The sequence below is a fragment of the Bacillus sp. DU-106 genome (assembly GCF_004799705.1).
GTDB lineage: Bacteria > Bacillota > Bacilli > Bacillales > Bacillaceae_G > Bacillus_A > Bacillus_A cereus.
The window spans coordinates 533769-551002 of record NZ_CP026607.1; the positions used below are offsets into that span (position 1 = coordinate 533769).

The window sequence follows — 17234 nt, forward strand, 5'->3', positions numbered from 1 at the left end:
ATAAAAATAATATATAATCATACATTTAAAAGAGAGGACATAATCATATAGAATGGGATATATGATTAAAAATAGATAAGACGGGTTGAGATAAATATGAAGGAAGAATATAGTAATCAAAATACCTTTTTAAGTATGATAGATATGGATTTAATTAGACAAGGATTATTACATGCTATTCAAGATTTAGTATTCATATTGAAAGTTATTGATAATGAAACGTTTCAATATATGTATGTGAATAAAATAGGAATGGATTATGCTAGGTTAAGCGAAGAGTGCTATGGAAAAACTTTTGCAGAAGTATTACCAAAAGATATAGCGGGGATATTGCAAAGGCAATATGCAAAAGTAGTGAGAGAAGCGAAAGCACACACCTTTTGTGATGTAGTCAATTTACCAAAAGGTGAGATACATTATGAATCTTCACTTAATCCTGTCTGCGACGAAGAAGGAATATGTCAATTTGTTATTTGTATTACAAGAGATATTACAGCTCAAATTGAGGAGAAGACAAAGATAGAGGAAAAACAAATGTTATTTAAGTCGTTACTGGAATATAATAATGACTCAATTATATCTATAGATTCTATAGGGAGAGTTACATATGCAAATCCGGCAACGTATGAAATATTTGGATACCGGTATGAGGAATTAAATAATAAATTTATTTTTGAATTCATTAATAAAGAATATGAAAAAGATTTTCAAATTATATTTAAGGGATCGATGCAAGGAAAAGCAAAACAAATTGTTTCAAAGAAATATGTTCATAAAGAAGGGTACGAGCTATATATTTCTTTGAGAACTATCCCGATTATTGTGAACGGTGAAATTGTTGGGATTTATATTGTTACGAGAGATGTTACAAGGCAAGTATTAAACGAAATGCGAACAGAATATTTAGCTTACTATGACCAGTTAACGGGATTAATGAATAGAATTTCATGTACAAATAAGTTAAATACTTTTTTAAATGAGAGTGTAAATTTTGCGCTTGTATTTATAGATTTAGATGAGTTTCATCGTATTAATGATACATTTGGTCATAAAGAGGGAGATAAAGTATTACAAAAAGTTACAGAATGTTTAAGCAATCTAAAAATAGAAGGTATGCACTTATTTAGAGAACACGATGATCAATTTGTTATGTTGATAGAAAATATAACGAAAGAATATGTAGAGGAAGTTGCAAAAAGCATACTGAAAAATATTAGTGAATATTTTGTAATCGAAGAAGAAGATGTATATTTAAGTGCATCAATTGGAATTGTAATGGCTCCAGCAGATGGAGAAGATGAAAAAATACTATTTCAGAGGGTCGATGCTGCTTTAGAAAAAGCAAAAGAAAAAGGAAAAGGACATTATCATTTTTATTGTAGTGGATTAGACTGTGAGCGTGAACAAAGGTTTATAATAGAAAACCAGTTACATCGTGCTATAGAAAAAAATGAATTTTTCTTATATTATCAGCCACAAATTAATATTGAAACGAAAAAAATAGCTAGTATGGAAGCCTTAATAAGGTGGGAGAATAAGGAATTAGGATTTGTTTCTCCAAACCAATTTATTCCGTTGGCAGAAAGAACAGGATTTATTATTAAGCTCGATGAATGGGTAGTAAATCAAGTGTGTCAGCAACTGCGCGAATGGTTAAATAAAGGATATGAAGTGGTCCCAATTGCGGTTAATATTTCAGCTAGACACTTTCGTTCTATTACATTAATAGAGATGATTACACGGGCTTTAAATAAGTACAATGTATCAGCTCATTTATTAGCGATAGAGGTTACAGAAGGAGCTCTTATACATAAAGATATATCAAAGAGAGTGTTACTACAATTAAAAGAACAAAATTTAAAGATTCATTTAGATGATTTTGGAACAGGCTATTCATCTTTAAGTTATTTAAAAACATATCCAATTGATACTTTAAAAATTGATCGTTCTTTTATGGAAGGTATACATATAGATGAACGTGATACGAATATTACAGCTGCAATTATTCATTTAGCTCATACTTTAGAATTGAATATAATTGCAGAAGGAGTAGAAAAAAAGGAGCAAATACAGTTTTTGAAAGAAAAGAATGTGAAGCTTGTACAAGGTTATTATTATAGCCGACCACTATCCAAATATGATATGGAAAATATGTATTATAAATAAAAAAATGATGTGCTAAAAGCACATCATTTTTTATGTGTACCTGGTTTGTCATTGTAACCGGATGTAAAAATAGCTGTAAGAAATGTGAGTGATACACCTAAAATTAATAATAATTTCATACTAATATCCTCCTTACTGTTTTCGGTTTATGAGTTTTATTTATTATCCAAAATGTATGTAAGGTTCTTAGAAGAAAAGAATTTATTTATAATGAATAGCAGTGTAAAAATGTTAATACCTATATTATACAGAATTTTCTTTGAATTTTGGAGAGAATTTTAGCGTGCTATTATATATTTCGTTTTGATTTAAAGAATGTTTAAGGACATCCTAGCATACCTTTTATAATAATCCGATTGAACAAGGAGATGGGGGAGGAGCTATAATGGATATTCTAAAAAAGATTGAACAGCATCGAGCAGCAGAAGAACGTTTACAATGGGAAGGTACGTTTGCGGAGTATTTGGAGCTTGTGAAAGAAAGACCATGGGTGGCTCAAACAGCACACTCTCGCATTTACAATATGATAAAAGACGCTGGAATTGAAGAAGTTGATGGTAGAAGAAAGTATAACTTCTTTAGTAATCAGCTCTTTGGATTAGAGGATGCTCTAGAACGTCTTGTAGAGGAATATTTTCATCCATCTGCAAAACGATTAGATGTTAGAAAAAGAATTTTATTATTAATGGGTCCTGTTAGTGGAGGGAAATCAACGTTAGTTACAATGTTGAAACGAGGATTAGAAACATATTCAAGAACAGATCGCGGAGCAATTTTTGCAATTAAAGGATGCCCAATGCACGAGGATCCACTGCATTTAATTCCACATCATTTACGAGATGATTTCTTTGATGAGTATGGGGTTAGAATTGAAGGGAATTTATCACCACTAAATGTCATGCGTTTAGAGCAAGAATACGGATCAAGAATTGAGGATGTAGTTGTAGAGCGTATTTTCTTCTCTGAAGATCGCCGTACAGGGATTGGTACATTTAGCCCGTCTGATCCAAAATCACAGGATATTGCAGATTTAACAGGTAGTCTGGACTTTTCTACGATTGCAGAATATGGTTCAGAATCAGATCCGCGTGCGTATCGATTTGATGGAGAATTAAATAAGGCAAACCGAGGAATGATGGAGTTCCAAGAGATGTTAAAATGCGATGAGAAGTTTTTATGGCACTTATTATCGCTTACGCAAGAAGGGAATTTCAAAGCGGGAAGATTTGCGCTTATTTCAGCAGATGAATTAATTGTAGCGCATACGAATGAAACAGAGTATCGCTCATTTATAGCAAATAAGAAAAATGAAGCATTGCACTCAAGAATTATTGTAATGCCAGTTCCTTATAATTTACGAGTAAGTGAAGAAGAACATATTTATGAAAAAATGATTCGTGAAAGTGATGTATCGAATGTTCACATTGCACCACACACACTTCGCGTTGCAGCAATGTTCACTATTTTAACTCGTTTAAAAGATCCGAAGCGTCCGGATATTGATTTAATTAAAAAGATGCGTTTGTATGATGGAGAAACGGTAGAAGGTTATAATGCGATTGATGTAGAAGAATTACAACGCGAATATCAAGATGAAGGTATGAAGGGTATTGATCCTCGTTATGTCATTAACCGAATTTCGTCTACAATCATTCGAAAAGAGGTACCATCTATTAACGCGTTAGATGTACTTAGATCTTTAAAAGATGGGCTAGATCAGCATCCATCCATTAGTAATGAAGACCGTGAACGTTACATGAACTTCATCTCATTAGCGAGAAAAGAATACGATGAAATCGCGAAGAAAGAAGTACAAAAAGCGTTTGTTTATTCATATGAAGAATCAGCTAAGACGCTTATGGATAATTACTTAGATAACGTTGAGGCGTACTGCAATAAATCGAAATTACGTGATCCGTTAACAGGAGAAGAAATGAGTCCAGATGAAAAATTAATGCGCTCAATTGAAGAGCAAATTGGAATTTCAGAAAATGCTAAGAAAGCGTTCCGTGAAGAGATTTTAATTCGCATTTCTGCTTATGCCCGTAAAGGAAAACGCTTTGATTATAATTCACATGAACGTCTTCGTGAAGCGATTCAGAAAAAACTATTTGCTGATTTAAAAGATATAGTGAAAATTACAACATCAACGAAAACGCCGGACGAAAATCAGCTTAAGAAAATCAATGATGTTGTTGCGCGTTTAATTGATGAGCATGGTTATAATTCTTCTTCAGCAAATGAATTACTACGCTATGTAGGTAGCTTGTTAAACAGATAGTTTGATAACAAAACGCTGTCTCTTGTATTTTGCGGGACAGCGTTTTATTATCCGTTCATATGTGTATAAAGTGTCATACCTTGTCCAAATGTAATAAATTAAGATGCAATTTTATGAATTTATTGTCAATTATTTTTACAATATGCATATGATAGAGTAACCAACCATTCATACGAAAAAAGCCAACACAATACAATATGTTGCAAAGTAAAAATGTGTGCAACAATGCATTGTGTTTCTTTCTTATCAGTGGCTGAATATTTCTTTCTATTTATGTGAGTGGCAAAATTTTGTTTAGGATGCTCGGGGTATTGTATGAAAAACGTTATAAATGTTTATGGGATGATTTTCTGTGGGCAGTTACCTTTCAAATATTCTAGCTTGCATATTACAGAACAAAATTTATAGATTGCTGTTCATACAGGAAGACAATTACAGTAAGGAGGGAAAGGAATGGGCGAAGAAAATCAACCAAATTATACGATTTCACAGGAAAACTGGTCCCTCCATCGCAAAGGATATGACGACCAACAGCGCCATCAAGAAAAAGTACAAGAGGCAATTAAGAATAATTTACCCGATCTTGTAACAGAAGAAAGTATAGTTATGTCTAATGGCAAGGATGTTGTAAAAATACCAATTCGTTCTCTAGATGAATATAAGATTAGATACAATTATGATAAAAATAAACATGTTGGGCAAGGAAACGGTGACAGCAAAGTTGGTGATGTCGTTGCGAGAGATGGATCAGGTGGTCAAAAACAAAAAGGGCCAGGAAAAGGGCAAGGAGCAGGAGATGCAGCTGGGGAAGATTACTATGAAGCTGAAGTCTCTATTTTAGAATTAGAGCAAGCGTTTTTCAGAGAGTTAGAACTGCCTAATTTAAAGAGAAAAGAAATGGATGAAAACCGGATTGAACATGTTGAATTTAATGACATTAGAAAAACAGGATTATGGGGAAATATCGATAAGAAACGAACAATGATATCCGCATATAAACGAAATGCGATGGGTGGTAAAGCATCTTTTCATCCAATTCATCAAGAAGACTTAAAGTTCCGCACTTGGAATGAAGTATTAAAGCCAGATTCAAAAGCTGTTGTATTAGCGATGATGGATACGAGTGGATCGATGGGAATATGGGAGAAATATATGGCACGTAGCTTCTTTTTCTGGATGACAAGATTTTTACGCACAAAGTATGAAACAGTTGATATTGAATTTATTGCTCATCATACAGAAGCGAAAGTCGTTACAGAAGAAGAATTTTTCTCAAAAGGAGAAAGTGGCGGAACAATATGTTCTTCCGTATATAAAAAAGCATTAGAACTTATCGATAATAAATATTCACCTGACCGCTATAATATTTATCCATTCCATTTTTCAGATGGTGATAATTTAACATCAGATAATGCTAGATGTGTAAAACTTGTTGAAGAGCTAATGAAGAAGTGTAATATGTTTGGGTATGGGGAAGTGAATCAGTACAACCGCCACAGTACACTCATGTCAGCCTATAAAAATATTAAAGATGAAAACTTTAGATACTATATTTTAAAGCAAAAAGCAGACGTATTTCATGCGATGAAAAGCTTTTTTAGAGAAGAATCAGGTGAGAAAATGGCATAACCTCTTTTAAAGAGGTTCTTTTTTTGTAAACTTTTTATTTTTTCAGTTGACAATGATAATGAAAATCATTATCATTTATTCGAGAAATGATTACATTTTGAATTATATATTTCGGAGGAGATGTAAAGTTGAAACAAAATAAAAGAAAACGTATAAATGCAATGATTATAGCGGCGGCGTTATCACTTCCGTTTGCTGTGTATTCAACACCTGCTTTAGCGGCAGTAGCAATTGAGGCGAATAAAACTGGACAAGGTTTAGAAGATGGTACATATGACGCTGTTATTAAAGCGTATAAAGATAAAACGAATGAAGAGTCTATGGCAGCTGTTTATATAAAGGATCCGAAATTAACAATTGAGAATGGAAAGAAAATTGTAACAGCAACGTTAAGTGATAGTGATTTCTTTCAATACTTGAAGACAGAGGATATTCACACTCCAGGTGTGTTTCATGATGTGAAAGTAATATCAGAAGACAAAAAGAAAAATGGAACGAAAGTGATTCAGTTTGAAGTAGGGGAATTAGGAAAAAGGTATAATATGCGAATGCATATTTATATTCCAACAATGGCCTATGACAATAAGTACCAAGTACAGTTTGAAGTAAATACATTGAATTTAGATAAAGATGTTCCAGAAGCACAAAAGGAAAATAAAGAGGATAAAGTGGATCAACAAGATGCAAATGTAATAGTAGATAAGCAATTACAAAGGCATATTAATAAATATAACTTGAATAGAGAGAATCTAGATGATCCAATAACTAAGGAAGATTTATTAAAAGTTAAATCCTTAATAGTCGTTGAAGCTAAAAGTAAAGGAATAAAAGACGTAAGTGGTCTAGAATATATGACGAACTTAGAAAACTTAACGTTGGAAGAAGTTAAGTTAAAAAATATAAAATTTATCTCGGACTTGAGACAATTGAAATCATTAAGTATAACCTATGGTGAACTTGAAGATATTGGACCTTTGGCTACGTTAGAGCATATTGAGTTTTTAACTTTGAGAAACAATAAAATCTCAGATTTAAGCCCATTAAGCCAAATGAAGAAGATTAAAATGCTAGATTTAAATAGTAATTATATAAAAGATATTAAACCATTATTTACAGTGAAATCTTTAAGGACTTTGACGGTAGCAAATAATCAAATTAGTAATGCAGGTCTTGAAGGAGTTCACCAATTAAAGAATTTAAAGACATTTGAAATAAGCAATAATGGATTGAGTAATGTTGAACATATTAATGGGATGAATAAATTAATTGAATTAGGGCTTTCCAAAAATGAATTAGTAGATCTTACGCCATTATCAAAATTGTCAGGGTTACAGAAATTAAATCTAGAAGAAAACTATATTTCAGATATAACGCCACTTAGTCAATTAACAGGTTTATATGATTTAAAACTAGGTTCAAATGAAATTCGTGATGTTAGACCAGTTCAAGAATTAGGAAAAAGAATGTATATCGATATTCAAAGACAAAAAATTTTTTTAGATGATGTAGAAAAAGATAAGGAAGTTAAAATACCTATTTATAATTTACAAGGAGAGGCACTTGATACTATTCAATTGAAGAGTGAAGAGGGGATCGTTAATAATGGTTCTGTTAAATGGGGGACTACCGGTGAAAAAACATATGAATTTATGTTGGATATAAATCCAGAAGAGAATCGTATTAAGTTTAATGGAACAGTAATTCAAAATGTTGTTGAAAGATTAGACGAAATCAAGGAAACAATAAAAGAGAATAATGAACAAAAGGAAAATGTAATTCTCGATAAAACTTTACAACAACATATTAATAAAGAGAATTTAGGTAGAGAGAATGTAAACGCTCCTATCACAAAAGAAGATTTATTACAGATTAAAAAATTAGAGATACTTAAAGAAAAAGGAAATGAGATAAAAGATATAACAGGTTTAGAATACATGACGAATTTAGAAAAACTTACTTTAGAAGGAGTAGGCCTGAAAAATATTGAGTTCATCTCAAACTTGAAACAATTGAATAATGTGAATATATCTCATAATCAAATTGAAGATATAACACCACTATCTTCATTGGAAAATTTACAGTGGTTAAATCTTGCGGACAATCATATTAAAGATGTAACGGTTATTGGTTCCATGCTAAACTTATTTAGCTTAAATCTAGCTGGGAATGAGATTCGTGATGTAAGGCCGTTAATACAATTAGGTCAGTGGTTTACAATTGATGTTGGAAGACAAAATATCATTTTAAATGATGCAAAAATAAACGAAGAAATTCAAGTTCCTGTATATGATTTAGAAGGAGAAAGTATTGAAAATATTCAATTGGCAAGTGAGGGAGGGACGTTTAATAACGGAGTAATAAAATGGAATACCCTAGGTGAAAAGGTGTATAAATTTGATTTAGATTCTGATGAAATTAGCATCAGGTTTAACGGAACAGTTATACAGAATATAGTGGAAAAAGAAGAAGTAAAAGAACCGGTAAAAGAAGTTGAAGAAACAAAAGAAGAAGTGAAAGAACCGGTAAAAGAAGTAAAAGAGGAAGTAAAAGAGCCAACGAAAGAAGTTGAAGAAGCGAAAGAGGAAGTGGACGAGCCAACAACAGGAGTTGAAGGATCGAAAGCGGAGGTAAAAGAAACAGGAAAAGAAATTGAAGGTTCAAAAGACACGGTAAATCAATCAGCAGTAGTCCAAGAACAAAACGTGAATAATCAAGTTGTGAAAGAAAATAAACCAGCTGTTAATAAGCAAGAAGAAAGTAAGAAATCATTAGGAGCAACAGGTGGACAAGAGAATACATCAACATTACTTTCAGGCATAGCGTTAGTTCTTTCAGCACTGAGTATGTTTGTATTTAGAAAGAGATTATTTAAGAAATAAAAAACGTTTTATCTTATTATAACGTAAGATGATTATATGAGTTTTTGAGAAGACATTATCATGGCGATTTCATTTTGAAATATGCTTATGGTGATGTCTTTTTTAGAAGGATATAAATGGAAAAGGTGTGAATATATTAGTGAAGGAGGAGAGGTTATGTATGTCAGTTCTATTTTGAAAATTGAAGAGGTGGCAGCATTTATTGCGAATATGAATAAAGATGCTACTCATCATGTTGGCTATTGTGGAGATGAGAAAGAGGAGTTGTTACAGACAATTATTCATGATTTTTCAGATATAGGCTGGGAACAATCTTTTGTTGCTACTTATGAGAATAATAATTTAATAGGTTTATTAGGATTTGATGTGGATGAAGTAAAGAAATGTGCAGAGATATGGGGGCCGTTTATTATCGCAGAGAATTGGGAAGAAGTTGCTTTACATATGTGGAAGGAACTTATAGAAAAGGTGCCTTTTCATATTGAGAGATTTTATGGTTTTTATCATGTGGAAAATAATAATTGTGCCCGTTTAATGAGGAATTTACATGCAAAAGAACAAGGTCGACATAGTATTCTCGTTTTAAATAATATTGTGGAGCACCGTATTATATGTAATGTAGAAGAGGCTTTACCACAAGTGTTTGAGCAGTTTATCGCTTTACACAATCATGTGTTTTCTAATACGTATTATGACGGAAACGAAATTATTGAACGTTTAAGTAATACGAATAAATTATTTGTAAGTATGAAGAATGATAAGTTAGAAGGTTATGTATATGTGGAAGTAAATCCAGAGTTTCAAGAAGCGAATATCGAATTTATTGCAACCGCTGAAAATAGTAGAAGAAAAGGTGTCGGAGAGCGGTTATTACAAAAGGCAATTCAGTATATTATTTCCTTCCAAGGAATGAAGGAGATAGAATTATGTTTGAATACGAATAATGATCGTGCGATGAAATTGTACAAGAAAGTAGGATTTGAGGAGAAGGCATGTTTACAACACTATATAATAGAGTGAAAACCCATTCGTATGAAAATTATATTTCATACGAATGGGTTTTATTAATCTACTTTTCCCCCAGTTGTTACGGATTCAGAAGTAATTTGAGGTGCTAATCGTTACATAACCTTTTTTATTTTTTGAGATACTTCTTTTGTTTGCAAATTAACATCTTCTTTTCGCAGCTCCTTAAAGAGCGAAATGACCATAAGAACGACTACGATAGAAAATGGTAGTGCTGCGATGATAGCTGCGATTTGTAGTGCATTTAATCCTCCAGCTTGTAATAAAAGAGCGGCAATTATCGCGATTGTTAATCCCCATATAAGTTTTAAACTATTTTTCGGTGATAAGCTTCCGTTACTCGTTTGCATTGAAACAACAAATGTTGCTGAATCGGCAGAAGTAACGAAAAATGTGGCTACTAAAATTAACCCGATAATCGTTAAAAAGGTAGAAAATGGTAGATGTGAAATAACAGCAAATAATCCAATCTCTGTACCATTTTTTGCAATTTCATCAGCTATTCCAAGCGATTGGAACATTTCCATATGAATTGCGGTACCACCAAATACTGCAAACCAAAATGTACAGATAAGAGTTGGGACTAATACAACTCCAAAAATAAATTCTTTTATTGTGCGTCCTTTAGAAATACGTGCGATAAATGTGCCGACGAATGGAGACCAAGAGATCCACCATCCCCAATAGAAAATAGTCCAGTTTTCAATCCAAGAAGAAGATTTTTCACTAAATGCTCCTAAATTTAATCCCATACTAGGTAAAGCGCCGATATAAGAACCGAGTGTAGATGTGAAATATTTCATAATAAATACAGTTGGTCCTAAAAGTAAGAAAGAGATGAGTAAAATACCTGCAAGAGAGAAATTCAAGTTACTCAAATATTTAATCCCACGATCTAAGCCAGTTTGTGCACTTGTTAAATATAAAACAGCGAAGATAGCTATAAGTACGAGCTGAGTAAGTAAAGTGTTATGAATGGAAGGGAATAAATAGCTTAATCCTCCAGCAATTTGTTGAGCACCAATCCCAACAGATGGTACAATGCCAAACACTGTGGCTAAAACAGCTAAAATATCAACTGTTTTTCCGATACGGGAATTTTTCGATCGATTAAATAATGGAGTAACTGTAGCCCCGATAGTGCTACCTTTTTGTTTGCGGAATGTGAAATATGCAATTGTTAAAGCGACCATTGCGTATAGTGACCACGGAAAGAGTCCCCAGTGGAAAAATGAATATTGCATAGCGAGTTTGGCGCTTTCTTCTGTACCTGCTTTTCCTGTTAACGGATCTGTAAAATGTGAAATCGGTTCAGCGATTCCATAAAAGAGGAGTCCAATTCCCATTCCTGCCCCAAACAACATGGATAGCCAAGATGGATAATTATATTTTGGCTTTTCTCCATCTTTACCGAGACGAATAGAACCGTACTTGGAAAATGCTAAATAAGCAGCCAAAATAATCATTGTAGTCATAAGTAGAGAGTAAAACCATCCAAATTTATTGAGGATAAATGAGTTTAAAGAAGATGTAACACTTTGTAAATCGTAGCCTTGTATCCAACTTGCTGGGGTAATTCCCCATATAATGAATAATGTTGTTAGCAAGAAGGAGATATAAAATACACTGTTTTCTTTTTTTATCATAGAATCCCACCCTTATTTAATAAAGTTAACAATTATAATAATCATAACAATTAAGTTTTTAATTGTCAAAAAATTCCCTTTTTATAATGTGAAAGGATGCAATTTGTTTTAGGGAGGTAAAGAGCAATGCGTTCACGATATGTACAAATTATAGGAAGAAATAATATGAAATATTGCATTTTATATTGTTACATCCAGATTTTATGTTAAATTCTTGAATGGAATATTAAAATAGGGGGTCAGGATATGAACAAGAAATCAAAGATCAATAAAGTGATGCTTAGCATTAGTACAATGGCTTTATCGTTAGGCGCACTTCAAACTCATGCAGCAGCGGAAGAAAAAGTACCGTATAACGTGTTAAAAACGAAACCGGTTGGAATTGAAAAGTCGGTAGATGAAGTTGGACATATTTCAAAAGTTGATGAAACTTTATCATTTCAAGAACGTTTAAAAGTAGGAGATTTTTCACAGCGACCAGCATCTATTACGAAGAAAACTGCAGTAAAGCAGGTTAAAGAAAGCTATTCAATGGCTGATTTAAACAAAATGAATGACCAAGAATTAGTTGAAACGTTAGGCAGTATTAAATGGCACCAAATTACAGACTTATTCCAGTTTAATGAAGATGCAAAGGCTTTTTATAAAGATAAAGGAAAAATGCAAGTCATTATAGATGAATTAGCTCATAGAGGTAGTACATTTACGAAAGATGATTCAAAAGGAATTCAAACGTTTACTGAAGTGCTGCGTTCAGCTTTTTATCTTGCATTTTATAATAGTGAATTAAGCGACTTAAATGAAAGAAGCTTCCAGGATAAATGTTTACCTGCTTTAAAAGCAATCGCAAAAAATCCAAACTTTAAGCTTGGTACAGTTGAACAAGATACAGTCGTATCTGCATACGGTAAATTAATTAGTAATGCTTCAAGCGATGTTGAAACGGTTCAATACGCATCGAATATTTTAAAGCAATACAATGATAATTATACTACTTATGTAAATGATCGAATGAAGGGACAAGCAATATACGATATTATGCAAGGTATTGACTATGATATACAGTCGTACTTAACTGAGGCTCGTAAAGAAGCGAATGAAACGATGTGGTATGGAAAAGTAGATGGGTTTATTAATGAAATAAATCGTATTGCTCTTCTAAATGAAGTAACGTCAGAAAATAAATGGCTCGTTAATAATGGAATTTATTTTGCTAGCCGTTTAGGGAAGTTTCATAGCAATCCAAATAAAGGATTAGAGGTTGTTACACAAGCAATGCATATGTACCCGCGCTTAAGTGAACCGTATTTTGTTGCGGTAGAACAAATTACAACAAATTATAATGGTAAAGATTATAGCGGGAATACAGTAGATTTAGAGAAAATACGTAAAGAAGGAAAAGAGCAATACTTACCAAAAACATATACATTCGACGATGGATCAATTGTGTTCAAAACAGGAGATAAAGTATCAGAAGAAAAAATTAAGAGACTATATTGGGCTGCGAAGGAAGTAAAGGCACAGTATCACCGTGTAATTGGAAATGACAAAGCGTTAGAGCCAGGAAATGCGGATGATGTATTAACGATCGTAATTTATAATAGTCCAGATGAATATCAGTTAAATAGACAATTGTATGGATATGAAACAAACAACGGTGGAATTTATATTGAAGAGACAGGTACATTCTTTACATATGAGCGTACACCAGAGCAAAGTATTTATAGTTTAGAAGAGTTATTCCGTCATGAATTTACTCATTATCTGCAAGGGAGATATGAAGTTCCTGGTTTATTTGGAAGAGGAGATATGTATCAAAATGAAAGGCTAACTTGGTTCCAAGAAGGAAATGCAGAGTTTTTCGCAGGATCTACTCGTACGAATAACGTTGTACCAAGAAAGAGTATAATTAGCGGATTATCATCTGATCCTGCAAGCCGTTATACAGCAGAGCGTACACTATTTGCTAAATACGGTTCTTGGGATTTCTATAATTACTCGTTCGCATTGCAGTCTTACTTATATACGCATCAGTTTGAAACATTTGATAAAATTCAAGATTTGATTCGTGCGAATGACGTGAAAAATTATGATGCATATCGTGAAAATCTAAGTAAAGATCCTAAGTTAAATAAAGAGTATCAAGAGTATATGCAGCAGTTAATTGATAATCAAGATAAATATAATGTACCGGAAGTAGCAGATGATTATTTAGCTGAACATGCACCGAAATCGTTAACTGAAGTGAAAAAAGAAATTAGTGATACGTTGCCTATGAATGATACAAAAATGACAAAACATAATTCTCAATTCTTTAATACATTTACATTAGAAGGTACGTATACAGGTAGTGTCACAAAAGGTGAATCAGAAGATTGGAAAGCAATGAGTAAAAGAGTAAATGAATCTTTAGAACAATTGGCGCAAAAAGAATGGAGTGGCTACAAAACTGTTACAGCATACTTCGTCAATTATCGTGTGAATAGCTCAAATGAATTTGAATATGATGTAGTCTTCCATGGAATCGCAAAAGATGATGGAGAAAATAAAGCTCCAACGGTTAATATAAATGGCCCTTATAGCGGTCTTGTAAAAGAAGGAATTCAATTTAAAAGTGATGGCTCAAACGATGAAGATGGAAAAATTGTTTCTTATTTATGGGAATTTGGAGATGGAAGCACAAGTGCAGAAGTGAATCCAGTACATGTATATGAAAGAGAAGGTTCTTATAAAGTATCGTTAAGAGTAAAAGATGATAAGGGAAAAGAGAGCAGAAGCGAAACAACTGTTACGATTAAAGATGGAAGTTTAACAGAATCAGAACCAAATAATCGTCCAGAGGAAGCAAATCGTATCGGGCTAAATAGTACGATAAAAGGTAGTCTTATTGGCGGGGACCACACTGATGTTTATACATTTAATGTAGCATCAGCGAAAGATATCGACATTTCTGTTTTAAATGAGTATGGAATTGGGATGACATGGGTACTTCACCATGAATCAGATATGCAAAATTATGCAGCTTACGGTCAAGCTAATGGGAATCATATAGAAGCAAAATTTAATGCAAAACCAGGTAAGTATTACTTGTATGTATATAAATATGATAATGGCGATGGAACATACGAATTGTCAGTAAAATAAGTGATTTTCCAATGTATGTTTAACTTTACTTTTTGTGGAAAATAGTATATTATATAGATATATAATATATCGGTTATTTTCTAGGAGGAGCCTGTCACAATAGGTTTCTCCTGTTCTTTTTTAGGGGCCTGTTTTACAGGCTTTTCTTTAAAGAGTAAATAACTGAAAATTAAGAACTATAATCTTTGAAAGAGGTGGGGCATACACATAACAAAAAAGGGATTGTTTAAGAAAGGGGGATAAGAAATGGTCTTGTTTGGTTATCCACTTGAAACAATTTATTTATATGGATTTATTATTGCTACTATACTCACTGTTATTTATATCTTCTTTGGAGATATATTTGAATCGATATTTAGTTTTGGGGGCGGATCTGTATCCGTTGTTACTTTATTACTTAGTTTCTTCGCCATGTTATGTGGGCTTAGTTATATAGGAGAGTACTTATTTTCCTTTAATAGTATTACTATTTTCGGGGCTGCATTTGCTATATCTTTTATCGGTGTTTTCATCATGAAAATACTAATTTTAAAACCGATTGCAGAAGCAGAACAAAATACCGTACAACGTATGGATGAATTTATCGGTTGCAAAGGAGAAGTCATTACGACAATTCCTACAGAAGGATTTGGTGAAGTATTAATTTTATCCCAATTTGGAAGTAATGCAATCCCAGCTAAAACTGTTGGAAAAAAAGATATTTCGCAAGGAACAGAGGTTATTATCGAGGGAGTCCAAGATGGTGTTTTACTTGTACAAAACATCGCTTATTCTTTAAAAAAACCAAAATTATAAGGGGGAATTTACATGACGATTCCATTAATTATCGGTGGAGTTTTACTGGCAATTTTAATTCTACTCATTTTAGTATTCATTACGAAGTATCGTACGGTTGGTCCAGATGAAGCATTAATTGTTACAGGGAACTGGCTTGGTGGAGGAAAGAATGTTGTTACCACTGATGATGGAAAGAAGATTAAGATTATCCGCGGGGGCGGTACTTTCGTAGTTCCAATTATGCAAAGAGCAGAGCCTTTAAGCCTATTAAACTACAAATTAGAAGTTGGTACACGTGATACGTATACGAAGCAAGGTGTTCCAGTTACAGTAAATGGTGTTTCTATTATTAAAGTAGGTTCTACAATTGAAGAAGTATCTACTGCAGCTGAGCAATATTTAGGAAAAGAAACAGAAGAGTTAAAAGTAGAAGCAAAAGAGGTTTTAGAAGGTCACTTACGTGCAATCTTATCTTCTATGACAGTAGAGGATGCGTATAGTAATAGAGAGCAATTTGCTCAAAAGGTACATGAAGTAGCTTCTACAGATTTAAAGAAGATGGGACTTCGCATTGTTTCTTTCACAATTAAAGAAATAATGGATAAAAACGGATACTTAGATGCGCTTGGTCAGCCGCAAATTGCGACAGTTAAGCGTGATGCAACAATTGCAAATGCAGAGCGTGAAAAAGAAGCACGTATTGAAAAAGCACGTGCTGAAAAAGAGGCAAAAGAAGCAGAATATCAACGTGATGCACAAATCGCTGAAGCTGAAAAACATAAAGAATTAAAAGTACAGTCCTATAAGAGAGAACAAGAGCAAGCACGTGCAGATGCGGATCTTTCTTACGAATTACAACAAGCGAAAGCACAACAAGGTGTTACAGAAGAGCAAATGCGCGTTAAAATCATTGAGCGTGAAAAGCAAATCGAGTTAGAAGAAAAAGAGATTGCGCGTCGTGAAAAGCAATACGATGCAGAAGTTAAGAAAAAAGCAGATGCAGATCGTTATGCTGTTGAGCAATCAGCAGAAGCAGAAAAAGTAAAACAAATTAAAAAGGCAGATGCGGATCAATATAAGATTGAAGCTGAAGCGAGAGCTCGTGCGGAAGAAGTACGTGTGGAAGGTTTAGCGAAGGCGGAAATCGAAAAAGCGCAAGGTCAAGCGAAAGCGGAAGTACAAAAAGCGCAAGGTACAGCAGAAGCAGATGTTATTAGATTAAAAGGTTTAGCAGAAGCAGAAGCGAAACAAAAAATTGCTGAAGCATTTGAATTATATGGTCAAGCGGCAATTATGGATATGGTTCTTAAAATGCTTCCAAGTTATGCGAAGGAAGTTGCAAGTCCGCTTAGTAATATTGATAAAATCACAGTTGTCGATACAGGCGGCGGTGGTAAAAATAGCGGGGCCGGAAAAGTTGCGGGCTATGCGACTGATTTAATGGCAACGATGCAAGAAACGTTAAAGGCTTCTTCTGGAATTGACTTAAAAGAGCTATTAGAAGGATTTGCAGGAAAAGGAGCAGTGCAACAATTATCAAGTGATAAACCTGTTGTATCTGTAGTAGAAGATAAGAAAAAAGAAGTAGAAAAAGATAAAGAATAATAAGGTGGAAAGAACCTCTAGTAAGTGAAATACTAGAGGTTCTTCTGTGAATTATAATATTTCGAATAATATACATTTTTA

General features: G+C 33.3%; 9 protein-coding genes. 8 read left to right on the forward strand and 1 reads right to left on the reverse strand.

Translation table 11 applies throughout. The features are described from left to right. The first annotated feature begins 96 nt into the window (after positions 1-96). From C3Y97_RS02875 to C3Y97_RS02895, 5 genes are all read left to right on the forward strand, one after another. On the forward strand, positions 97-2166 hold the full coding sequence (locus tag C3Y97_RS02875; protein ID WP_000657173.1) for a sensor domain-containing protein: 2070 nt from the start codon (positions 97-99) through the stop codon (positions 2164-2166). Between the two features lie 385 nt (positions 2167-2551). Further along, positions 2552-4447 (forward strand): PrkA family serine protein kinase, encoded by a 1896-nt coding sequence (locus C3Y97_RS02880; protein WP_000353273.1) that lies wholly within the window; start codon positions 2552-2554, stop codon positions 4445-4447. 453 nt (positions 4448-4900) lie between these two features. After that, on the forward strand, positions 4901-6076 hold the full coding sequence (yhbH, locus tag C3Y97_RS02885) for a sporulation protein YhbH (protein WP_000503517.1): 1176 nt from the start codon (positions 4901-4903) through the stop codon (positions 6074-6076). A 128-nt stretch (positions 6077-6204) separates the two neighbouring features. Further along, complete coding sequence (locus C3Y97_RS02890; RefSeq protein ID WP_098213010.1) at positions 6205-8955, forward strand: leucine-rich repeat domain-containing protein; 2751 nt, start codon at positions 6205-6207, stop codon at positions 8953-8955. 156 nt (positions 8956-9111) lie between these two features. Next, entirely contained in the window at positions 9112-9975 is an 864-nt protein-coding gene (locus C3Y97_RS02895) for a GNAT family N-acetyltransferase (protein WP_000289531.1), read from the forward strand. 101 nt (positions 9976-10076) lie between these two features. On the opposite strand, the gene opuD is transcribed toward C3Y97_RS02895, so the two are convergent. Then, the gene (gene opuD, locus C3Y97_RS02900; RefSeq protein ID WP_000591574.1) at positions 10077-11627 is read right to left on the reverse strand and encodes a glycine betaine transporter OpuD; all 1551 of its coding nucleotides are present in this window, start codon (positions 11625-11627) and stop codon (positions 10077-10079) included. 246 nt (positions 11628-11873) lie between these two features. Here opuD and colA point away from each other — a divergent pair, with 246 nt between their 5' ends. The 3 genes from colA to C3Y97_RS02915 all read left to right on the forward strand — a co-directional run bounded on the left by colA (position 11874) and on the right by C3Y97_RS02915 (position 17153). Further along, positions 11874-14771: a collagenase ColA gene (gene colA / locus C3Y97_RS02905; RefSeq protein WP_001036408.1), complete on the forward strand. Its 2898-nt coding sequence runs from the start codon at positions 11874-11876 to the stop codon at positions 14769-14771. A 246-nt stretch (positions 14772-15017) separates the two neighbouring features. After that, a complete protein-coding gene (locus C3Y97_RS02910) occupies positions 15018-15566 on the forward strand; it encodes an NfeD family protein (protein WP_000242445.1) in 549 nt (182 codons plus the stop codon). A gap of 12 nt (positions 15567-15578) precedes the next feature. After that, entirely contained in the window at positions 15579-17153 is a 1575-nt protein-coding gene (locus C3Y97_RS02915) for a flotillin lipid rafts scaffold protein FloT (RefSeq protein WP_000155021.1), read from the forward strand. Positions 17154-17234: the final 81 nt, after the last annotated feature.